General features: G+C 40.3%; 18 protein-coding genes, 1 pseudogene and 1 CRISPR repeat array. Of the genes and pseudogenes, 5 read left to right on the top strand and 14 right to left on the bottom strand.

Features of this window, described 5'->3' with window-relative positions; all coding sequences use genetic code 11:
* Nucleotides 1–36: 36 nt before the first annotated feature.
* The 3 genes from NLP_RS03805 to NLP_RS03795 all read left to right on the top strand — a co-directional run bounded on the left by NLP_RS03805 (nucleotide 37) and on the right by NLP_RS03795 (nucleotide 3,394).
* Entirely contained in the window at nucleotides 37–1,527 is a 1,491-nt protein-coding gene (locus NLP_RS03805; protein ID WP_104905220.1) for an ABC transporter permease subunit, read from the top strand.
* On the top strand, nucleotides 1,520–2,254 hold the full coding sequence (locus NLP_RS03800; protein WP_104905219.1) for an amino acid ABC transporter ATP-binding protein: 735 nt from the start codon (nucleotides 1,520–1,522) through the stop codon (nucleotides 2,252–2,254). Before NLP_RS03805 ends, NLP_RS03800 begins: the two co-directional genes overlap by 8 nt.
* 480 nt (nucleotides 2,255–2,734) lie before the next feature.
* Nucleotides 2,735–3,394: a PEP-CTERM sorting domain-containing protein gene (locus tag NLP_RS03795; RefSeq protein WP_104905218.1), complete on the top strand. Its 660-nt coding sequence runs from the start codon at nucleotides 2,735–2,737 to the stop codon at nucleotides 3,392–3,394.
* 54 nt (nucleotides 3,395–3,448) lie between these two features.
* Here NLP_RS03795 and NLP_RS03785 read toward each other — a convergent pair.
* A pseudogene (locus NLP_RS03785) lies at nucleotides 3,449–3,692 on the bottom strand (hypothetical protein).
* A 144-nt stretch (nucleotides 3,693–3,836) separates the two neighbouring features.
* Between NLP_RS03785 and NLP_RS03780 the strand changes: the two are divergent.
* On the top strand, nucleotides 3,837–4,463 hold the full coding sequence (locus tag NLP_RS03780; RefSeq protein ID WP_199784754.1) for an NADPH-dependent FMN reductase: 627 nt from the start codon (nucleotides 3,837–3,839) through the stop codon (nucleotides 4,461–4,463).
* A gap of 40 nt (nucleotides 4,464–4,503) precedes the next feature.
* Nucleotides 4,504–5,909: direct repeats of the CRISPR family, unit length 37 nt; unit sequence GTTTCAATCCCTAATAGGGATTTTGATGAATTGCAAT.
* A 268-nt stretch (nucleotides 5,910–6,177) separates the two neighbouring features.
* Here the strand turns inward: NLP_RS03780 and cas2 are convergent.
* The 11 genes from cas2 to NLP_RS03725 all read right to left on the bottom strand — a co-directional run bounded on the left by cas2 (nucleotide 6,178) and on the right by NLP_RS03725 (nucleotide 17,364).
* Nucleotides 6,178–6,465 carry a CRISPR-associated endonuclease Cas2 gene (gene cas2, locus NLP_RS03775; protein WP_069070563.1) on the bottom strand — a complete coding sequence of 96 codons (288 nt, stop codon included), beginning with the start codon at nucleotides 6,463–6,465 and terminating at the stop codon, nucleotides 6,178–6,180.
* Between the two features lie 22 nt (nucleotides 6,466–6,487).
* A complete protein-coding gene (gene cas1d, locus NLP_RS03770; RefSeq protein ID WP_104905217.1) occupies nucleotides 6,488–7,492 on the bottom strand; it encodes a type I-D CRISPR-associated endonuclease Cas1d in 1,005 nt (334 codons plus the stop codon).
* Nucleotides 7,493–7,709: 217 nt separating this feature from the next.
* Nucleotides 7,710–8,303, bottom strand: coding sequence for a CRISPR-associated protein Cas4 (cas4, locus tag NLP_RS03765; protein ID WP_104905216.1), 594 nt, complete (start codon nucleotides 8,301–8,303; stop codon nucleotides 7,710–7,712).
* A 31-nt stretch (nucleotides 8,304–8,334) separates the two neighbouring features.
* Complete coding sequence (gene cas6, locus NLP_RS03760) at nucleotides 8,335–9,171, bottom strand: CRISPR-associated endoribonuclease Cas6 (RefSeq protein ID WP_104905215.1); 837 nt, start codon at nucleotides 9,169–9,171, stop codon at nucleotides 8,335–8,337.
* Complete coding sequence (locus tag NLP_RS03755) at nucleotides 9,161–9,781, bottom strand: 2OG-Fe(II) oxygenase (protein ID WP_104905214.1); 621 nt, start codon at nucleotides 9,779–9,781, stop codon at nucleotides 9,161–9,163. The genes cas6 and NLP_RS03755 overlap by 11 nt, the downstream gene beginning before the upstream one ends.
* A 76-nt stretch (nucleotides 9,782–9,857) precedes the next feature.
* The gene (gene cas3 / locus NLP_RS03750) at nucleotides 9,858–12,140 is read right to left on the bottom strand and encodes a type I-D CRISPR-associated helicase Cas3' (protein WP_104905213.1); all 2,283 of its coding nucleotides are present in this window, start codon (nucleotides 12,138–12,140) and stop codon (nucleotides 9,858–9,860) included.
* Complete coding sequence (gene cas5d / locus NLP_RS03745) at nucleotides 12,133–12,891, bottom strand: type I-D CRISPR-associated protein Cas5/Csc1 (protein ID WP_104905212.1); 759 nt, start codon at nucleotides 12,889–12,891, stop codon at nucleotides 12,133–12,135. Before cas5d ends, cas3 begins: the two co-directional genes overlap by 8 nt.
* 3 nt (nucleotides 12,892–12,894) lie before the next feature.
* The gene (cas7d, locus tag NLP_RS03740; protein ID WP_104905211.1) at nucleotides 12,895–13,923 is read right to left on the bottom strand and encodes a type I-D CRISPR-associated protein Cas7/Csc2; all 1,029 of its coding nucleotides are present in this window, start codon (nucleotides 13,921–13,923) and stop codon (nucleotides 12,895–12,897) included.
* Nucleotides 13,924–13,940: 17 nt separating this feature from the next.
* Nucleotides 13,941–16,634, bottom strand: a complete 2,694-nt coding sequence (locus tag NLP_RS03735; RefSeq protein ID WP_104905210.1) for a CRISPR-associated protein Csc3 — start codon at nucleotides 16,632–16,634, stop codon at nucleotides 13,941–13,943.
* 242 nt (nucleotides 16,635–16,876) lie between these two features.
* Complete coding sequence (locus NLP_RS03730) at nucleotides 16,877–17,116, bottom strand: DUF5615 family PIN-like protein (RefSeq protein WP_234017194.1); 240 nt, start codon at nucleotides 17,114–17,116, stop codon at nucleotides 16,877–16,879.
* On the bottom strand, nucleotides 17,113–17,364 hold the full coding sequence (locus NLP_RS03725) for a DUF433 domain-containing protein (protein WP_104905209.1): 252 nt from the start codon (nucleotides 17,362–17,364) through the stop codon (nucleotides 17,113–17,115). Before NLP_RS03725 ends, NLP_RS03730 begins: the two co-directional genes overlap by 4 nt.
* 377 nt (nucleotides 17,365–17,741) lie before the next feature.
* On the opposite strand from NLP_RS03725, the gene NLP_RS03720 reads away from it, so the two are divergent.
* Nucleotides 17,742–18,605 carry a helix-turn-helix transcriptional regulator gene (locus tag NLP_RS03720; RefSeq protein WP_104905208.1) on the top strand — a complete coding sequence of 288 codons (864 nt, stop codon included), beginning with the start codon at nucleotides 17,742–17,744 and terminating at the stop codon, nucleotides 18,603–18,605.
* A gap of 45 nt (nucleotides 18,606–18,650) precedes the next feature.
* Here the strand turns inward: NLP_RS03720 and NLP_RS03715 are convergent, their stop codons facing one another.
* Both NLP_RS03715 and NLP_RS03710 read right to left on the bottom strand, forming a co-directional pair.
* Nucleotides 18,651–19,535, bottom strand: coding sequence for a fructosamine kinase family protein (locus NLP_RS03715; protein WP_104905207.1), 885 nt, complete (start codon nucleotides 19,533–19,535; stop codon nucleotides 18,651–18,653).
* 276 nt (nucleotides 19,536–19,811) lie between these two features.
* A complete protein-coding gene (locus tag NLP_RS03710; RefSeq protein ID WP_104905206.1) occupies nucleotides 19,812–21,140 on the bottom strand; it encodes a M16 family metallopeptidase in 1,329 nt (442 codons plus the stop codon).
* Nucleotides 21,141–21,444 lie beyond the last annotated feature (304 nt).

The following is a 21,444-nucleotide window of genomic DNA, read 5'->3' as shown; positions in this document are numbered from 1 at the left end:
TTTGATAGCTATGGAATTTATCTAATTATCAAGTTCATGAAGAAAAAAAAAGTATGGCTATTAACGATACTGCTTGTAGCAGTAGTCGGAATTAGCATCATCACAGGACATAGCAATTCTCTAAAAGCTGCCTCATCTTTAGGTAAAGACACGCTGACGATAATTACTTCCCCAGATTATCCTCCTTATGAGTTTTATGATACTAAAGGAGGCGATCGCCAAATCGTTGGCTTTGATATAGATATTGCCAAAACCCTTGCTGAAAAACTAGGGTTTAAACTTCAAATAATGGAATCCGATTTTAATGGATTAATTCCTGCACTCCAAGCAAATCGCGCTGATTTTGTCATGGCTGGGATGACTCCGACTCCAGAACGTCAGAAAAATATTGATTTTTCAATTATTTATTACGAAGCTAAAGATACGATTGTCGCACCTAAAGGTAGCAACCTGAAGCAGCCCCAAAACTTATCAGGAAAAAAGGTTGGGGTACAACTAGGAACGATACAAGAACAAAATGCTCAGAAGATTGCTAAAAAAGTTGCGGGGATTCAGCTAAAGCAACTCAACAAAGTGCCGGAAGTAGTTCAAGAAATCAAATCTGGGCGAATTGATGCCGCAATTGTTGAAGATACTGTCGCTAAGGGATTCGCCCAAGCTAACCCAGATTTAGAATTTAATATTATTCCCTCAGAGGAAGCAAGTGGATCAGCGATCGCTTTTCCCAAAGGTTCTTCTTTTGTAGAACCGTTTAACAAAGTCCTTCAACAAATGAAGGACGATGGCACATTGAATAAACTTGTAGCCAAGTGGTTTTCACAGAATATCACCGCCAATCCTGCATCCTCAACTCCTGCCAAAGGCGGATTGAATCTTGACTTCACCAGAATTCTTCCCGACATTCCCTTTATTCTGCGGGGAATCCCTTTAACTTTGTTGTTCACGCTATTATCTGTGTCCTTGGGGTTAATCTGGGGAACAATCCTGTCTCTATTAAAAATTCTCGGCATCAAGCCGCTTACCTGGGTTGCTAACGCCTACACCTCTGTTTTCCGAGGCACACCTTTGTTATTACAGTTGGCGTTAGTTTACTACGCAACACCCCAGCTTACAGGCTATGACATTTCCGCATTGGAGGCTGGGGTGCTAACTTTTACCCTGAATTCTGGTGCTTATATGTCAGAAACCATCAGGGGTGGGATTCAGGCGGTGGATAAAGGGCAAAGTGAAGCGGCGATGTCTATGGGTGTTCCGTATTGGTTGATGATGTGGGATGTGATTTTGCCTCAAGCATTGAAGAACATTCTCCCCGCATTGGTAAATGAAACTATTGGATTGCTTAAAGATTCCGCGTTGGTGTCAACCATTGGGGTGGTGGAAATATTACGCAGCGCCCAAATCGTTGGTGCAAACAAGTATATTTATTTTGAACCACTGCTATTTGCAGGATTAATCTACTATGTTTTGGTAATGGGTATGACCTTGGGTGCATCCGCTTTAGAAAGGAGGTTACGGGAAAGTGAGTAATGTAGTAATTCGCACGGAATTCTTATGTAAATCCTTTGGCAAACTCGACGTACTCAAAGATATTTCCAGCGAGTTTTATCAGGGGGAAGTAGTTGCAATATTAGGCCCTTCTGGTTCAGGTAAGTCTACCTTTTTACGATGCATAAACTTGCTAGAACAACCCACCAGAGGAAGAATCTACTTTCACGAGCAAGAAATTACCAAGCCTAAAGCAAACATCGCTAAAGTACGTCAGCAGTTGGTGATGGTATTTCAACATTTTAATTTGTTTCCTCACATGAATGTGCTGCAAAATGTCACCTACGCACCTATAAAGGTGAAAGGAATAAACAAGCAAAAAGCAGAACAACATGGCTTAGAATTGCTTGCTAAGGTAGGTTTAGAGTCAAAAGTGTCTGTGTACCCATCTAAACTATCCGGGGGACAGAAACAGCGAGTAGCGATCGCTCGTGCATTAGCAATGGAACCAGAGATGATTTTGTTTGATGAACCCACCTCCGCCCTAGATCCGGAAATGGTCAAAGATGTGCTGGAAGTGATGAAAGCTTTAGCGCTATCTGGAATGACAATGGCGATTGTTACCCATGAAATGGGCTTTGCAAGAGAAGTTGCCAATCGGATTATGTTCCTCGACCAGGGAAGTCTAGCAGAAGATACTACTCCTGACGAGTTTTTTCAAAATCCTCAGTGCGATCGCGCTAAACAGTTCTTGGAAAAAATGCTTTAGAAGAATTGAAATTCGCCACTTTTCTTGTATTCCTGAAACTTTTTAATTTCAAAAAATCATGTTTTTAACATATAAGTATTGTGTTATTACACAATAAATAAAGGTTTCGGGAATATTTATTAATACATTGCTTGACTTTTTTATCAAAATTTTATATAAAATTTTTATGTCATTATGGTAAGTTTTTTTTAGTGTTTCTTACCAAGCCAATAGTAAGGATAAAAGAACATATTTGTGTTGCTCCTACAGCTTTTTCACATTTGTTCTGTCACTTTAACTTTTCAAACGATCAGATCAAGCTTGCGTCACTACTTATCTAAGGATTGCTAATCAAGTTTGTTAAGGTTCATAACCGATACTACGATAAATTCAGAGATCAGAAACCCTAGATTCTGACTCCTGGATTTAATGAAAGAATAGGCATTGTGAATATTTTTCGCGAAATCGCGTTTATTCATTCAATAATTCAAGGTGTTATTCATGAAACTTCAAATATTCCCTGTATTGCTTGCGATGGTGACTTGTTCATCCATTCCCTTTGTGTTTGCAGTCTCATCCGCTCAGGCTGCTGATTTTGCATTCAGCGCGAATTTTAGCAATGGATATTCAGCCGAAGGTTCATTTACAACTAAAACTAATGCTCCGGCTTCTTTTTCAGAAATTAGTCCAGGCAATATTCAATTTTCAACTTCATTTTTAGAATCTCAGTCGCTATCCATTTTCGACTCTAACAATACACTTCTTCAAAGTGGTAGTTCGGTTATAAACGGCATTTCAAATGACAAGTTTTTGCGTTTGGATTACGATAACTCTCTAACTGCTAACCTTCCAGTATTAAATGTCAGCACGGAGACACCTAGTCAGAACCCGTACTACTTCATCGGTAATAACGTTGATCCCAGCGGTAACCCTGTTGCAGCTGGTAGCACTAATTACAACCTATTTTCGTATGACAAAATTACTGACAAATATACTTTCTTAGGTGACACAACTAGCATTAAGGCAACACCCGTCCCTGAACCTTCTTCAGTAATCAGTTCACTGGCAGTTGCTGCTTTTGGTTTTGGTTTTGCTTTTAAACGGAAGCTGAATAACAGGACTGCATCAAACTGTCCCCCAACCAATGTTGCTGTTATCTAGTCAGTCGGGAATCGTTCTGAACCGACCAAACCCAAATATGAGTATCAAGTACAATCATTGCAAAACGTCCCAGTCCTCTAAGGCGACGGGTTCTGTGGGGTCGTCATAACAGTATGGCTGTGTGTTGTGCAAAAGATAAAGTATTTGTATCTAATTGGGGTTTCGGTGCTGCTTGGTGCTGTGGAGTATTAGTTTCCAGAATAATCACTTCCACAGCATCGCCGGCATGAAAGGGTAAACCCCGCAGCATCAGAGTTTCATTTTCAGTTAAAACGACTTCTATCTTGTGAACGTTCATATTTCAACTCTAAAAGCAGGGTTTTCAGTCTTTACGATCATTATTGTAATTATGTAATTTTGTAATTAAATCCAAATTTAACTTAGAGAAAGTTTGTAAATAAAATGTAAAGGTAGCAAATAGCGATCGCCTGAAAACAGGATAATGCAGCTGAACAGGTTAATTCTTCTCATTCAACCTAGAATTATGGCATTTACACCTAAAATTCTCGCCTTTGCTGGCAGCACCCGGATTGATTCTTACAACAAAAAATTGGTAAAAATCGCGGCGGTTGGCGCGAAGGCAGCTGGCGCAGAAGTGACTTATCTAGACCTCCGCGATTTGCCTTTACCTCTGTATGATGAAGATTTGGAAGCTCAAGAAGGACTACCTGCCAACGCCCGCACGTTTAAGGACTTGATGATTTCTCATCAAGGATTGCTGATTGCTTCGCCGGAATATAACAGTTCACTCACAGCAGTTTTGAAGAACGCCATCGACTGGGCATCTCGTCCATCTCCAAATGAAGCACCTTTGGCTTTGGCTGCTTTTGTAGGTAAAGTTGCTAGCATTATGAGCGCTTCCCCAGGCGCTCTTGGTGGTTTACGGGGATTGGTTCACCTGCGATCTATTTTGGGAAACATCAAAGTTTTGGTACTTCCCGACCAAGTAGCAGTATCCAAAGCTTATGAAGCCTTTAATGTTGATGGCACGTTAAAAAATCCGAAACAGCAAGAATCTATTGAGCGGTTAGGCGATGGCTTAACAAAGATATTGCTGAAGCTTAATTAAATTCTTCAGGTGTTCAGTAAATAACGAACACCTACAAGTAGTTTCAATCCCTAATAGGGATTTTGATGAATTGCAATGTGGTTGTAAACCTTACTAGAAGGCTGTTTGAGCTAGTTTCAATCCCTAATAGGGATTTTGATGAATTGCAATTTTAATAAGTTAAAATTCACTTAATTATTAGAAATTGTTTCAATCCCTAATAGGGATTTTGATGAATTGCAATTTTAGATTTAATTCCGCTTCTTTTAAATGAGTTAATGTTTCAATCCCTAATAGGGATTTTGATGAATTGCAATTCAACTGCTTCTACCCAAACACCTTTATACGTGCCGTTTCAATCCCTAATAGGGATTTTGATGAATTGCAATTTTAAACTCCAATCATTACATGGCAGCTGTAGCGGTTTCAATCCCTAATAGGGATTTTGATGAATTGCAATGTTACTGGAGGGGTAACTGTGACTGTATCTAGAGCAGTTTCAATCCCTAATAGGGATTTTGATGAATTGCAATTAGTCACTATCGATTACTTCCTATCCCACGGTTACGTTTCAATCCCTAATAGGGATTTTGATGAATTGCAATAAGTCAGTACAATGCATTGAATGTTTAAGGAAAGGTTTCAATCCCTAATAGGGATTTTGATGAATTGCAATGTGCAAGGAAGCAAGAAAGCATACGGCGCAAAGGTGTTTCAATCCCTAATAGGGATTTTGATGAATTGCAATCGCACCCTTGGGGGGTGCGCCTACGGCTGATGTTTCAATCCCTAATAGGGATTTTGATGAATTGCAATGAGTAGCTCCTCTGTTGCGCTTGCAAATGACCACGGCGTTTCAATCCCTAATAGGGATTTTGATGAATTGCAATATTGGGATAGTGATTCTCGCGCTGCTGCACTTCAAACGTTTCAATCCCTAATAGGGATTTTGATGAATTGCAATGTGCATTCCTGTCCTCCCATTGGGAGGGAGACGTTTCAATCCCTAATAGGGATTTTGATGAATTGCAATCTTAGAGAAATACATGGACGTTACCTTTATCAATAGTTTCAATCCCTAATAGGGATTTTGATGAATTGCAATAAAAGCCTCTAGTTGATAGCTAGAGGGTAAAAAATTAGTTTCAATCCCTAATAGGGATTTTGATGAATTGCAATCGGAAATCTTGCAATTTATGTCGATGTCAATGGCGGTTTCAATCCCTAATAGGGATTTTGATGAATTGCAATAATGCTAGCGTTAAAGCGATTGATGCTAGTGTCTTAGTTTCAATCCCTAATAGGGATTTTGATGAATTGCAATACGTCCCTGCATCTCTATGGGGTGTACATCGGTCTGTTTCAATCCCTAATAGGGATTTTGATGAATTGCAATTTGGAAGGAAGGAGGGCATTGGCGGGTTAAATGTGTTTCAATCCCTAATAGGGATTTTGATGAATTGCAATAGCGGGAGCCTGAAAGTCAAGCTGTATTTAGTTTTCAAGGTGCGGTTGCGCGATTCTGGAGCAATCATAGCATTAGAGAATTCGTTTGGAAAGAGCGCCAGGAAAATTTCAAGACTGAAATCGTATTTTGATAAGCATTTCAGAGATTGCGCGGATGAGAATTAGGCGACTAATGGCTTGAAAGTATTACTGGAGTTGGGATAGAAGCACTTTTTTATGGCTGTGAAATTTCTACATCTACCCTTCCGCGCATTAGAGATGCAGAAACCTAGCTAGAAGGAGACTCAGCAAAGAAAATTGTTTCGTCTCGTGGCTGTTCTCCGCCAATGCGTTCGACTTTTCGCTGACAACAGCCACAGAGAAAATAAAAACGCACGCTGTCAGTGTCGGGTTTAATCAATTTAGCTAAACGCGATCGCAGTTTAGCATACTGAGTGGGAGTGATATCGCACTCAAACACACTCAGTTGCATCCATTGTCCGTAAGACTTGAGAATGGAATGGATTTTAGTCCGACGCTTATCTTCTGGAATGTCGTAGCTAACAACAATATACATGGGGGAAGATTGGGAGAGGGAGTTATTTGAGAACTAAGGGGGGATATTTATCGATTTCGTTCATAAGGTACTTACTCAACAATCTCGCCTGAATTTCAAAGGCTTCTTGGTAGGTGCATTTGTTTCCCATGACTGGATGTTTGAAATCCGATTGTTTCTTTTGTTCGTAGGCGCGAAGAAATGTATGCAGTCCTTCTTTGGTTAAAGACACAGCACCACTAAGCGGTTCGGTGGTAAAGTCAGTTAAGGTTAGCGATCGCTTGTTAATCAGCGACAAGACTACAGCATCTACTATTAAAGGACGAAATTCTTCCATCAAGTCCAAGGCTAGGGAAGGTCTACCATAACGCTCAACGTGTAAGTATCCTAGATAAGGGTCGAAGCCGACAATATTTAAAGCACTTTGCACATCATGACGTAGTAATGAATACCCAAAACTCAGTAGGGCATTAACTGGATCGGTTGGTGGGCGGCGGCGTCTGGCTTCAAATCGAAATTCTGGGGTTTTGATTAGCTGTTGAAAGCAACCGAAATAGGCTGCACTACCAGCACCTTCTAAGCCTCTGAGGGAATCAATATTGTTAGTGTTTTCAATTGGTGCGATCGCGTTTTCCAATCGAGTGATATTATTATTCAGGTCAGTATCAGGATGTTCTCGCTGAGTCCGAAGTAAACTATGGCGGTAATTTTTCAATTTACCCCGCACGAATCCTCTGACTAAATGTATTGCTGGTTGTGATTCTCCCACAGCTTGCCATTGGGCTTTCCGAACAAAGATATTTTTGGTAACTTCTGGTTCTAAACGTCCTAAATATCGTCCGTTTTGTGTGAGAAAAGTTAAACAGATATGACGTTCTAAAAGTTCACTGACGACGGCAGGAGAAATAGTAGCCCGTCCTAGTACTACAATTCCCTCTATTTTAATTAAAGGGATATCCAAGATGGTTTTTTGTTCAGCTTTGACGGTGAGACGTTCGTCAACTTTACCGATAAAAGCATCGGCTTGTGTTACGTAAAGTGTTCCCATGATTTAATCCTTAATTAATTGAAAGTTATCAAACTCAATACAATACGGTTTGGTTAGCTTGTTTACTGCGCTAAGATCCCCCCAACCCCCCTTAAAAAGGGGAACTTATCTTCCTCCTTTACCCCCTTTTTAAGGGGGTCGCCACAGGCGGGGGGATCTTATTTGAACAGTATTGAAAGTCAATACATCCTCAAACTAGAAGTTACCTGAGTATGATTTAATGTACTTCTTGATAACTTTTGACCTTATCCGTTGCTTTGGGCAAACATTGCGAATAAAGGCTGCATCCTTTGCAGCGTTTGCTGTAAACTGGTTTTGGCATCACTCCTGTTTCTAGGATATTTGTGACAGATTCAATAGTAGCGATCGCACTTTGCCGTAACTCTTGATTAATCTCTACTAATTGCCGTTGATGCGAATGAGCATAATAGATATATCCAGTGTTAACAGGTTGTCCTGTCATCTCTTCCAAACATAAAGCTTGGGCACAAAGTTGCAACTCATCGTTATCCCATTCGCCTTTGCGTCCCCGTTTATATTCGACTGGGTAAACTTGGCCTGATTCGGCTTCAATTAAATCAGATTTACCGATGAGTTTGTATTGCTCAGACTTCAGCCAAATTGCCCGAATCTGCCAAGTTTCTCCTCGCTGTCCATCGCTTGTGGTGTGGACGCGATCGTGTAAAGTTGTGCCTTCAATTGTGTATTGATTATCGGTAAATTCGCCTGCACAAAACATCCGCCAACAGCGATGCGGACAATAGGCATATTGATTCAATGCCGCAATTGAAACATATTCGGTTTGATTCATAACTTAGATAGTTTTTAAATAATTATTGAAATTATGGAGAATACAGCCGCCTTGCTATGCCCATACCCATTGTTGTTTTGCGACCAACACCGCTATACAAAGCAAAATCAGCTAAAGCGTTAATTTGCTTAATTTGTATTGGTTCAACTGACCCTAAAATCTTATAAGTAACTTCGCCAATAATACCAATAAATTTGCTGCGGGAGTCAGCTAATATTTCTGTGTGAATATTGACAAAAGAAGGGAAGATTGACTCGATCGCAATCTGAGGAAATTCTATGCCACTGTATTTATTCCACCGGGAAAGTAGAGAATTAAAGACAGATTCTCTGGTAGGAAGGGTAGTATCATACTGTCCTTGACGGAAAGCGGTAGGTGTGGAGAAGCTAAGGTTAATGGAAGAAATGCGATCGCTGGCTTCTTCGTATAATTGAGCGTAAGTAGTGGCATTTGCCCAAGGTTGAATAGATTGGGGTGTGCCTTGAATGCTGGTAATATACAAGTCAGCCGGGCCAAGATGCCAAGGGCGATTGGGATTAAGATTTAGCCAAAGTTGGGTAAGTTTGCCAAATAGAGTGTCATCTAATAAAGAGATGCGCCACCAACAAGGTGTTCCGGCGGGAATGGATTGTTGATGTGAATATTGCAATTTAGATCCCCCCTTACCCCCCTTCAAAAGGGGGGAATTAATTTGTAAGGGAGAGAGGGTGAAAGCTTTATCAGCAGTAGAATCGTGCAAGCGATCGCCTAATGTGGTATCTACAGAACTAACGAGGGTTAAAAATAGGGCGTGGAGATGTCTACCTGTGAGAAACTGTGGTGGAATGGGCGATTGAGGTAGCAAATTCAACACTAAACTATGAGGCATACTTTTTCTTTTTGGTTGTAGACTGAGTGATTCTTGACTCTACAGTAAACTCAGGAATTTCCTGGAGTTCAGCTTCACTCAAACTATACTGTTCACAAACTAAACTGAGGCGATTTCCGGGGGTTTTGACAGCGTTAACCGAATGGGTTAAATCACCTTGAAAATAAACTAAAGTATTGATTTGGGGCTTAATTTGCCCAAGTTGGCGTTTGTGCGATCGCAATACCAGTTCTCCCCCTTCCATATCCGCAGGTACACGCACATAAAGCACGCTGACAACCGCAGGTGGTTCAATGGTTTTGGAGTAGGAACGTAAGGAGCGATCGATATGCGGATCGACGCGGGAGCCTTCCTTTAGCTGTAAAGGATTGAGGTAAAAAGCATTACAATTTGGCTGGAGAGCCAAATCTAGGTAAGGCTTGAAGTAGGGAAACTGCTGTTCTACTTTTGGTAATCCAGAACGCTGAAATACTACAGAAAATCCTTTGGTGGCGACAAAATCGCGGTTGAGGTTGTTGATAGCAAAGTAAGGACAAGCTTGGATTTCTCCCCACAAGTTGTTGAGGTAATCGCTGGGGAAGGCGTTAGATTGTTGTTGATAGTGTTTCACTGGGGGTATGAGAGAAATATACTTATAAATTGATGTTCTACAAATTCTCGCACCATTGGTGCGAGAATTTAATTACTTATCCCGCAATAAAAACCTCATCATCTGGAAGACGTAATTGTTTAAACTTCATTGCTATTGCTAAAATTCCTGACAAGCCTGCAAAGAATCTATATTCTTTCTCCACATCATTACAAACAATGGTTATTGGATAAGAAATAATTCCTTGCTTGTTTAATTGGAAAATAACAGCAGCATTTGTTCTTGGGCAAATAATTATTCCTGGTAAAAGATGCTTATTCAAAGATTGTATTTGGTCTGTTGGTCGTGTTCCTCCTCCAAGAGTGCGGATAATTCGACAATTTTTAAAAGCTGTTAGTTTGTTCAGTTCTGTACTGATAAATTCTTGCCAGTTATCAGTGTAGCGTAATTCAAAACTCAATTGATAAGCTTCAGCCGCGCGACTGGTGACTTCAATATAATCACCATTTTGGACAAATTCGTAATAGCGTAATAGATGAAAAGGATCTAGTCTTGTTTCCTCCGATTCATCTAGAATAAAACCATAAGGGTCACGAATGGAAAGACTTTCAAACAGACTAGAGCGAAAACTAAATAAAGGTGCATAGCTTGTACTAAAAACTTCAGCAAATTCTTTTAACTCAGCTAGTGCGTCTTCATCTTTTTTAAATAAATCTACGTATTCGTCTAAAGTTGTACGTCCAGCTTGTAAGTCATCCCAATCTTCAGGAAATTTAGCCTTGATAAAGGTTCTGACAAACGCTTGACCACCTTTGATATACTTCCAATCCTTTTTAATTTCTTTGGGAGTTTTTTTAGCAATAGTTTCAGCGCCTCGTAAAAGCTTCATTCTGTAGCGATAATCATCCCAAGTTCTGTTTCCTTCAAAAATAGATTTTAGAGTATTGAATAACTCCAAAATAAATTTTTCCTCAGCTAAACCTTCAAGCATTTCTTCCAATTCCAACAAGGGACGGGCAATTTCTAGAAATGCTTCTGAACGCCAGTAAGCTTTTAAAAAAGGCTTATCTAAACAGGGAAGTGTTTCTAGTACGTCTTTTAGCGCTGTACGTCCCTCACTAGTATCTAGAGAGGTTAAACCTTCTTCCCAAGCGTTAGCAGGTAAGTAAGCAATGGACTCTGAATCAATATTAGTTTCAGATTTACCCAAAACACGCCCTACTCTACCAATTCTCTGCCAAAATGCGGCGCGATCGCGTGCTGAAAAAATCAACCAATCTAAATTTTGCCGTTTCGGTTTAGGATATTTTTCAAAGTTAAACCCTACATCTACAGTGCTAGTAGCCAAAATAATTTGACACTGCATAGCCCTTTCTCTATCTTTTTTGGGTGCAGGGCCTGTAATGCGTCCGATGTCATCACCAATTCCTTGCTGTCTTAACAAAGTCGATAAACGATTAATATTATCAAGAGAGTCAAGAATTACAGCACCATTTTCATCAGGTCTTTCTCGAAAACGTTGGACAACTTCTGCTGTTAACTCTGCTAACCACTCTTCCTTACTATCTGGTTTTGGTCTTAATTCCAGATTAACTGCTGTTTGTGACGGTAAAAGATTGGTATTACCTGCTTCCCCATCAATTCTTGCTATCTTCACACCAGCTTGTTTGAAATTCTGCAAGGCTAATTCACAAGCTGGTTCTGGTGTTGCTGTCAGCAAAACTACTTTACGTCCGTCCTGAAAAAAGCGAAAAACGTGAGAATAAGCGAGGTAGAATAGCATTCCTACTAGCTGTTTAGCATCGTAGAGGTGAAATTCATCAAAAATGACTGTAGAAAATTTGGTGTAAAAACCAGCAGCAATATTGCCTCTGTCTAGATTGTTATATGCAAAGAAAGTTGCATAGTAGAAAATATCAGGATTTGTTACCAAGAGAATTGGTGTATTTGCCCCAACATCATCAAAAACTGTAGTGGGATTTCGCAAAACATTATACAGCTTTTCTCCTGAACGACGACCAACTTTCTCGTCAGGCCAGCTTTTAATATCTTTAGCTGAGGCTGATTTAACGACATGAGGTAAATTAGCATCACGAACAAACTGTTTTGCTGCTTCTGTTTGCTGTTCAATTAAAGCATTAGTTGGCGCAATGTAAACAGCACTTTTATTTGGCTGATGCTTTAATACTGTTAGTCCTGCTTTAGTTTTACCTGTGCCAGTAGGTGCTAAATCAAGGATTATATCAGCATCCTTAGATTGTTCAAATACATCTACTTGGTGCTGAAGTGCATTACCTATGAAAGATAGTTCATCTGGTAAAGATGCACAAGCTGAAATACTGCGTGGTTCTAATCTGATAACTAACTTTTGATTACTCATTGCTATTTTCTCTACCGCAAAAATGTAACCCTGCTGGTACAATCATTTGCCCAACTTGCCAAGCAGCACCCCGAAAACGAAGATTTTTAATAATGGGTGCAGGAGGAATAGAAATTAAATCGAATGCTAAAGTTTCTATTTGCTGTGGTAAATCGGCAGCATTTAAATAATGTTGACTTTGATATTCACCTTCTGGTAGTAAAGTCACAGGAAATTCATTAAGCACATTCACCTTGACTTTACTCATGAATTTACCAAGCCGAATATAATTTGGTAATTGGTGATTTCCAAATACCAAAGTTTGAAATTTGTTTCTGCGTTCAATCATCCGCAGTCTTCCAGTTTGTGGAAAATTACTTGGTCTAAATGAACTTGGTTTTTTACCTTGGCGTTGTAATGGTAAATCTTCCCGTGCAGTCGCAACACGGTTATTAGTCATTGCATACCAATAAGCATCAGAAAGAGCATTGAAACGTTCAAATCTGAATGTAACTCTGCCTATCGGTGAAGCTGGTAAGATATAAAAATCCTGTGCTATTGGCTGAAAATCTTCTTTGTAGGTTGGTCGTCCTGTAGCCTCACCTTGGAGTCGATAGGGGGAATTTACCCTACCTAAAGCATAGGTAAGAGCATAATTCCCAATTACCCCTTCAGTGTAATAGGTATCAGACAACTCTCTAGAGGCAAAAAAGACTGGTTCAAGACAGTATAATTCAACAAGTTTTGCCTGCTGAAAAGGAATTGTTGACATAATTTAACTCTCTACTTCAACTAGTGTATTTTTTCCTTTAGCCTTAGCCTTTTTCTTTTCAGTTGCAACCTGACGGAAGGGTTCATAAGATTGGCTTAAACGCTTGAGAAAATTATCACGTTCAGCTTCTGACCAATTAGTTTCTACATCAGTCAGTAAATTTGTTACTTCTGCTTCAGATAAATGCACAGAAACTCCTCTCTTATTTTGCCAATTTGCAATTACTTGCTTACTTGCTGTAATTAATTGATTAATATTCAAAGGGTGTTCTAAAGGTTTACCTAATACATCATAAGTAGCTTGTACAAGTTCCAGAGAACTAGGAAGTTCGGTAATACTACCAAATACACCTAATATTTGGTTTTCCATTCGTCCAACACGACTAGAAACTGCACCGTAACGACTTGTGAAAAGAATGTTCCCGATGATATAGCGCAATTCATCCGCAGTTACATCTTTTAGGGTGACGACATCTAGAAAATGCACGCCTGGTTTGATGTATTCGCTGGTATTTAAAGCTGTTGAGGGATTACCTTTTTCATCGCGCATTGTGCCAGTTTCGTAGATGGCGTTTATGGTGCGATCGCCTACAACATCACTAGCAGGTAAAATACTAAAAGCATCCTCAGTCCAAATGCGACTTTTTTGAGCGCCACCACCACCGGCAGCGAAGCCGTAAAGGAAACAATCTGTACACATTTCACAAGGTGCATTAGTATTTAAAGAACAAAGAGAGCCATCTTTAATATTGGTGTATAAAAGCTCATGCGCTCTTAAATGTTCTCGTCCGTAGCGTCTTTCTGGTGCTACTTGTTTACGCTTAGTCATTACCAAGCGTTGAATTATAGTTTTTTGATTTTCACCCTCCAAACCAGCTTGGACAAATTCGCTACACATTGGTTCACCTGAACCTTCTGTGCGAAAAATAGTTTCAGAATGGGTTGTTCTTAAAACAACTAAAGTAATAAAACGTCCTTTGGGGAAATTCTCATAAATTGTTGCTATTACTGAAGAAAGCTTTTGAATTGACATGATAAACTCCTAATTAATTACACAGTTGTATTTGTTTCGACTGAATCATCTTGAAGCTGAGTTTTTAGCTGTTTACGCGCTTCTTCAAGGAAAAACAAATAAGCAGCTTCTAAAGTTTTTTGGTCAGATAAAAACTTTTCAGGACGTGCTGAATAAACCTCCTCATATAGCTTTCGCAATACCTCGTAATAATGCTTCACCTGTTCATACTTTGTCGCGCCTACGCCATGCTCCCGGATACGGTCTAAGCGAGTATGATATTGCTGTATTAAAGCGGCAAAAATTACATCTAAACCCAAATAAGACTTTTGAGAACGAATGGCAGCAATAAAGGCTGTAAACGGTTCTGCTTGAGCAGTTCGTTTAAAAGAACTTCCCCAAATTTTTGCCTCTGCTGCAACTTGAGCAGCTTCTTTGAGATATTTAGTTAATAACGACTTTTCATCCGGCATAAGGTTCTCCAACAAAGTATTTAACGGTTCACAGATACGACTCCAAATAATACTCAAATTTGGTTCATCTTGTTCTCGTAATGTCCAACGTAGCAAGACATAATAAAGTTCAATTGGTCTGACACAAGCACGAGCTAAATCATAAAAACAATCATCGGCTTTCTGAATACTTGCAACAGATGTTGCTAGTTTGCCAATGCAACGTAGCCGCTCAAGAATTTTTTCTGCATCTTGGCGCTGCTCATATTGTCCATTTCCTAATAAAGTTTGCAGTGCAGAAGGAATTCCTTCTATTCGTCCGTAAACATCATTAGATAACTCCACTTCTAGATTGCTACTCAAGGTAAAAGGAAAGCCAATATCTAAAGACAAAGAAATTTCTAAAGCAAGCCTCAGTGATTTTAGTAAAGCTAAAGAATTATTAATATCTCCCCAAACTAGAGGAATAATGACAGATGTATGCACAAAATCAGGACGTTTTGGCAATGCTAAACCAACTACTTTGTTAGCTTTAAATTCAAGCTGGTTATCTCTATATAATTTCAATTCATCAATAGTGACAGTACCACCTTCAGCATTTGTCGCTGCAAGTTGTTTTAAAAGTTCACGCCAAATTCTCAACAATTCTGGAGCAGAACCTTTAGGTAATGCTAAGTGCAAATAAAATAGGTCTTGTTTTTTAACAGCAGCAAAGTTCGCCCCAACTGCCATTAATTGGTAGGCTAAAGCTGCAATTGAATCTGCTTGTCTTTTCGGTTCAGCACTGATACCACCCGGTAAGCGGTTAGAAAAAGCTTGTACTTTTGTACCAGGAGGCATATTATCTGAAATTAGCTCATCTATATCAGTGGAAGTAGAACCTAAAGAGCATCTTTGTCTGGGATTTGCTTCTACATAAGTATTTAAATCATTGGCTCCATTTAACCGAATAGCAAAAGGTAAATTTACCATTCTGCTAACGGCTGCAATCATTTCTTCAGATACTTCTGTTTCTTCAGATATTTGTGTACTTTCCTTTCTTAGCTGGAAAGATTCTTGTAGAGCTTCTTTAATACCCTCAATTCCTTTGATAGCAGCCTTAGCAGCAAATAAAGGTCGCCCATATTGACCATTAAATGGCTCAATTGCAGTGCGCTGAAGTTCAGAGATACCCGTATGATAAGCGATTTTATCCCAAACTTCTTTAGGGCTTAATCTGGCTTCACGGTAACTTAGATAAGCTGCTTTCAACCCCTCAGATATAGCAAATTCTTCTGCGTTACTTACAGGTAATAATTGAAGTTCAGCCGCTTTTATTAGTGCATCTGCACCAGCCGCTTCACCCCACTTAGTCACATCTTTAGCAATCTTGTCTGATTTATAACCAGCCTTTTTCTTTTCTAAAAGAGCTAGAACATTTACCAAAACTTCCTCAATATTTTGTTGGATAGCTTGATAAGTAACTTTAATCCCATCCTTGGTAGCTCTGACAAGTCTTTCAATATTATTTCCAAAAACTTGGTCAATTTTAATTTGCCAAACAGCAGCTATTTCTTTTGTCAAATCCACATTTGGTAAAGCTTCCCCTTCAAAAAGTTCGCCATCAGGAAAAATTGCTAAAGGATTTAACCCATGCTTTTGTAAAACCTCTTCGCAAGCACCCAGCAACAAAGCTGTAATATAGCCTTTATCTTCAGAGATGCGGATTCTAAAAAGATTACAGCTTCGCCCGAAAGCAACCGTTAATTCTTTTTCCAGCTTACGAAAACGTTGTGCATCTGGAATTCCTAAATCAAACAAGTCTGCGGCTGTAAGCATCGCCGCCCAACGTTCAATATTTGGGTCTTCTGGTAAAAATCTTGCTCCATCGCTGACGTTATGACCTGAATGGCGTTCAATTAGCTTTCTAACTAACTCCAAATCATCTTCTGAGACGATAAAGGTAAGTACACAAGCCTTTTCAAGTTGTTCTCGTAAAAATTCCTGATTTCTAGCCAGGGTTTTAACATTGCGTCCTTTGGTATCTAATTTATTTAGGTCATGTACAGCAGTTGCAGCTAGTAGCAAAGGTCTTTTATCTTCTGGGACTTCTGCAATTCGGCTGACTGTCAAAATGAACTGACACGCAGAATCGAGGTGTTCTGCAAGGGTTGTACCCGTTCTCACACCTGTTTGATGACGATGTGCATGATTTTCGTAAAGCTGGGAGCGAATTTCCGTGAAATAAACCTCCTCCAAAGACTTTGGAGGGCCATTCAAAAGCTTATTGCGCTTAATCATATTGAAAAATATAAATTGTAAATAGATTTAATGCCAAACTCAGTCTCACCATGTGGTCAACAATCACCATAGTCTGTCTTAATTTCTTGTGCCACTAGTACGAGTTTTTATTGAATGAATTTTCAAGCCCTATTTTCAGGTGGGCGAATTCTGACTCTATCTAATTCAGCAGTTACAATTGCACCAGAGAATAATTCGTTTCCGTAAAGCTGAAGTACCCGCAAACAAACTATTGATTGTTCTTAGGTTGAGAGATTAACTAAGCGCAAAATACCACAGTGAGGATTTCCCCGCAAAATTGCTAACTCTCCAAAATCTTTATCAAGGGTGACTAAAATCCTACCTTCACGATAGGCGGTTGCTAAAATTTCCTCGTCACCTGGATCTTTTGGCCAATCTCCAGACCAAACCACATCATACCCTGCCGTTTGTAAATCGGTACGCACCCTAGCATTAATGCAAGTATCTAGTAGTATTTTCACCTTTGGGACTCTATGAATAAAGGTTCAACTCGTTCATGACCAACTAACCTTCGTGCATAGACTAAACAGGCTTGTACATCTTCCCGTTCTAACCAGGGATAAGCTTCTAGCAAAGTTTCAATAGTATCTCCTACTGCTAACATTCCTAAAATATGTTCAACAGCTAGGCGACGACCTCGAATAATCGGTTTACCGCCAAAAATTTGGGGGTTAAATGTGATTCTTTCTAGTAATGTTTGTTCGTTCATGGTTTATACGATGACCTCTAATACAAGGTTTATCGAAATAAATATTGGAGTCAAGCGAAATTCTGGACAGCAAATGATCATCGGTCATGGTCGTTGACCTCACTAGCTGCTTTTTCAGGAAATGGGAGTAGCAGTAACTACCCCCGATAGCTGAGAAATACTGTTTATGCGATCACTAAAGACGTGATCAAGGCGTTAACATAACTTTATGAATCCCTATCAGGGGTTGCAAGCCAGAGTATAGCTCTGGCTTTTTTGATATCTGCCTAGCGAGTAACATTGTGTTTTTTTTGGTATTGAAATTCTTGATTAACTTGGTATACATATAAAATAGCTAAAAATACTATTTATGTCAATAGTGTAATTACAAATTAAAGATGCCGAGAAAAAAAGAAACGATTACACTGTCAATTCCGCCAGGAACTAAGGAACAACTAGAAGCGATCGCTCGCCACCTGAATATAACTTGGGGCAAAGAACCCAGTATTTCCGGCTTAATAGTAGCGATCGCACAACAATCTGTAGAGGTCGGAAAGCCGTTTACGCTTGACTCGAACCAAGTTAATGCCTTACAGCAGGCGATAAAAACTTTAAACGATGCAGGTCATATAGGAGAAGCAGAAACTGTAATTGCACTTTTACTAGAACGTGGCAATCTCGAAGCACCTCTTCGTCAATTGCTGATGAAACAACTTAGTCAACCTATCCAAGAGTGGCGGAGTAGGATAGAAGAACTTATTAAAGCAAAACAGCCTTTCTATCTCTTATATCAAGACTCTCAAGGTCGTGAGCTAGATTATAAAGTTCGTCATGCTGAGGTACAGTTTTTTGATAAACGCTTCTATCTGATGATTTGGTGCGAAGAAACAGCAGACGTAGAAGATGATATCCCAGAACTACCTGAACTTTGGCACAACCGTTGCCTCAGCTTCGACAGAATTAAATCTGTTGTATCTACAAGTGGTGATTGGCGAGGCGAACTTGATTATGTAAAAGTGCAATTACACTTTCGGAGTCGGCTAGCCAAAGCTTATCAACCGAAGGAAAATGATATTGAGGATGACATGATTAATGATGTGCGTCAGGTGGTGCGCCAAGTAGCTAATCCCTTCTGGTTGATTCGAGAAGTATCGCCTTATTGGGAAGATTGCGTGATTGTATCACCTGAGAGTCTGCGCGATCGCCTCAAACAAAAACTCCTCACCCTCTGCCAGTTGTACGATATTGAAACCAAGAGTTAAATATCGTGTCCTGCTAATTGCAATAATGTTTCTGCAATCCTCCACTTAGTGCAAAATCTGGTCAATCATCCGGTTGGCTTGCGAACTATAACCGCTGCCAAATAAATTGAAGTGATTCAAAATGTGATACAGGTTATAGAGCGTTTTTCGTCGTTCATAACCTGCATCTAACGGAAATACCTCGTTGTAACCTTTATAAAACGCTGCTGGGAACCCACCAAACAATTCTGTCATGGCGATATCAACTTCTCTATCTGCAAAATAAGTTGCTGGATCGAATATCACTGGTTCTCCCGACGCAGTACACCCAGCATTTCCGCCCCATAAATCGCCATGTACCAAGGAAGGTTGCACTTGACGATTTGCCAACAGTTCAGGAATCGCCGCTAATAACTTATCTTCTTTAGGGAAATTACCTCCCCGCCGCCTTGCTAATTGAAATTGATAACCCAGGCGATGTTTAAGATAAAATTCCACCCAGTCTGCTGTCCAAGTATTGATTTGGGGTGTGGAACCAATGGTATTGTTAATTTTCCAACCAAAACCTTGACTGCTGCTAGCTTTATGCATCGCTGCCAATTTGCGCCCCATCTCTTCCCATCGCGGAGCGTCTCGTAGAGAGGATTTAGTATTACCGCTACCAAGTTCTAACCATTCCAGGACGATGTAGCTAGAATTATCAGCAGTACCCCAGCAAATTGGTTTGGGAACGCGAATACTAGCTGTTACTAGCATTTGCTCTAAACCCAACGCCTCAGCTTCAAACATCGCAACTTGGGATGCTTGGTTTAGCTTGAGGAAGTAGGTTATCTCACCATTGGAAACAGCATAACCTTGGTTGATACACCCGCCACCAACCGATCGCCGTTGCTGACTTTGAAATTTTTTGCCAGTCACCTGGCTAATATGGGTGTCGATTTGAGTCCACATCATGCAATTTTGGATTTTGGATTTTAGATTTTGGATTAGTAACTGGGCATTGGGTATTGGTTATTAATAGAACTTACGCAAAATTATGAAAAAACGAACCGCATACTCCTACGGAGAAGCAAGCTACGCGCAGCGTCTCGTTAGAGAAGGACGCAAAGGACACGTTCGCGTAGCGTCTCGCAGAGAAGTAATAAAAGTTCTAGAGAGTTTTTGCGTAAGTCGGAATTAATTATTTTTCTCTTCTCCATGCCCAATGCCCCATTCCCCATACTTAATTTACGGCTTGACAAAAACTACACCATAAGCATCTGGAGATAGATACTCTTTGGCTGCTTGCATCAAGTCTGTTGCATCTTGGCTCTGAATAATCGCTGGGTAGTTAAAGGCGGGTTCCAAATCTCCCACCAAAGATTGATAATAACCATACAACCCAGAGCGATCGCTTGGTGTTTCGTTACCAAATATAAATCTGTTGGCTACTCGTCGCTGCACGCGAGCTATTTCTGATTCTGTTACCAACTCTGTTTGTATTTTGCCAATGTGTTGAGCGATCGCATTCTCTACAACAGCTAAATTTTCTACTGCACATTTAGCTGAAATATAAAATATCCCTTGTAGCTCGTTGCTCATGTTGCTCACAGAAATCGAAGAAACTAATCCCCGTTCTTCTCGTAAATCCCTCACTAATCTTGATGTCCGTCCGTGTCCCAAAATTCCGGCTAAAATATCCAATCCATAGGTGCGATCTAACTGAGTCATTCCTGGAACCCGCCAAACCATTACTAGTCTTGCTTGTTGCAGACTTTCATCGATAAATTCTCGACGAACAATTTCTGTAAATGCTGATTCAGGATTCAGTGGGGAGTGGGCAGAGACACGATTAATCGCATCTGTACTGGGGAGTGGGGAAGGTAGGGTTCCCTCTGGGGATAAGGGGTAATGGGGAATGGCTTTTGTAAATCCTTCTGCAACAGTTGCAATTAATTCTTCCACGGGCAAATTGCCCACAGCCACGGCAGTAATTGACTGGGGTTGATACCAATTAGCATGAAAATCTCGCATCTGCTGAGGTTTAAGTTCGGCAATCACCGATTCTGGCCCTAATACTGCACGGCGATAGGGTAGATAATCAAAGGCTGTCTCCATCACCCGCCGAAATGTCCGCCGTTGGGGATTATCCTCTGAACGCCTAATTTCTTCCAAAACTACCAATCGCTCACGTTCAAAGGCATGATCAGGAATACTCGCATTTGATACTACATCTATTTGTAGTGGCGCAAGCTCGGCAAAATCTTTGGGGGCAGTAGTTATATAGTAATGAGTATAGTCCTGGCTAGTAGCAGCATTGGTTACAGCACCCCGCTCTTCAATTCGACGTTCAAATTCGCCGCTAGCTAGTCGTTCTGTTCCCTTAAAAATCATGTGTTCTAAAAAGTGAGCCATGCCGTTAATGGCATCAGGTTCGACAGCAGAACCAACTTTTATCCATAAGTTGAGGTTTACGGCTTCAACTGGCATTTGCTCGGCAATGATTGTCAAACCATTGGGCAAGTAGTGCAGCGTCGGAGCATTGAGACGGGGAAATTTCCGCAGGGTTGAGGTCATTGCTACTTGTGTGTGAGGAGCATGTTACTCTTTTATCTTATCTGCGACTATAAAATAAGCACTGCGATCGCTTCTCCTGTCAGAGACGCTTTAGAATCTCCGCTCTACTTGTTACATCTGTGAGCGTGAAGATGTATCGGTTTGAGTTTATCTGCAACCTCAACCTTTGTCACAATTCTGGGTAGACTCGCTCCACTTCATCCCATGCCTGATTTGCTAGATTCTCTAGTGCCATAGCCAAGTACAGAGTACGATCGTACTCACCCTGTTGTAGGCGCAAGGGAGAAAATCTCGATTTGCAGGA

Origin of the sequence: Nostoc sp. 'Lobaria pulmonaria (5183) cyanobiont' (genome assembly GCF_002949795.1) — a bacterium.
Lineage (GTDB): Bacteria > Cyanobacteriota > Cyanobacteriia > Cyanobacteriales > Nostocaceae > Nostoc.
Note: the sequence above shows the minus strand (reverse complement) of the source record. Positions and strands in the feature narration are given on the sequence as shown.

Excerpts from the sequence above, each read along its gene's own strand:
- NLP_RS03805 (WP_104905220.1), top strand. The coding sequence starts at position 37 with ATGAAGAAAAAAAAAGTATGGCTATTAACGATACTGCTTGTAGCAGTA.
- NLP_RS03795 (WP_104905218.1), top strand. The coding sequence starts at position 2,735 with ATGAAACTTCAAATATTCCCTGTATTGCTTGCGATGGTGACTTGTTCA.
- NLP_RS03780 (WP_199784754.1), top strand. The coding sequence starts at position 3,837 with ATGCAGCTGAACAGGTTAATTCTTCTCATTCAACCTAGAATTATGGCA.
- cas2 (WP_069070563.1), bottom strand. The coding sequence starts at position 6,465 with ATGTATATTGTTGTTAGCTACGACATTCCAGAAGATAAGCGTCGGACT.
- cas1d (WP_104905217.1), bottom strand. The coding sequence starts at position 7,492 with ATGGGAACACTTTACGTAACACAAGCCGATGCTTTTATCGGTAAAGTT.
- cas4 (WP_104905216.1), bottom strand. The coding sequence starts at position 8,303 with ATGAATCAAACCGAATATGTTTCAATTGCGGCATTGAATCAATATGCC.
- cas6 (WP_104905215.1), bottom strand. The coding sequence starts at position 9,171 with ATGCCTCATAGTTTAGTGTTGAATTTGCTACCTCAATCGCCCATTCCA.
- cas3 (WP_104905213.1), bottom strand. The coding sequence starts at position 12,140 with ATGAGTAATCAAAAGTTAGTTATCAGATTAGAACCACGCAGTATTTCA.
- cas5d (WP_104905212.1), bottom strand. The coding sequence starts at position 12,891 with ATGTCAACAATTCCTTTTCAGCAGGCAAAACTTGTTGAATTATACTGT.
- cas7d (WP_104905211.1), bottom strand. The coding sequence starts at position 13,923 with ATGTCAATTCAAAAGCTTTCTTCAGTAATAGCAACAATTTATGAGAAT.
- NLP_RS03735 (WP_104905210.1), bottom strand. The coding sequence starts at position 16,634 with ATGATTAAGCGCAATAAGCTTTTGAATGGCCCTCCAAAGTCTTTGGAG.
- NLP_RS03725 (WP_104905209.1), bottom strand. The coding sequence starts at position 17,364 with ATGAACGAACAAACATTACTAGAAAGAATCACATTTAACCCCCAAATT.
- NLP_RS03720 (WP_104905208.1), top strand. The coding sequence starts at position 17,742 with ATGCCGAGAAAAAAAGAAACGATTACACTGTCAATTCCGCCAGGAACT.
- NLP_RS03715 (WP_104905207.1), bottom strand. The coding sequence starts at position 19,535 with ATGTGGACTCAAATCGACACCCATATTAGCCAGGTGACTGGCAAAAAA.
- NLP_RS03710 (WP_104905206.1), bottom strand. The coding sequence starts at position 21,140 with ATGACCTCAACCCTGCGGAAATTTCCCCGTCTCAATGCTCCGACGCTG.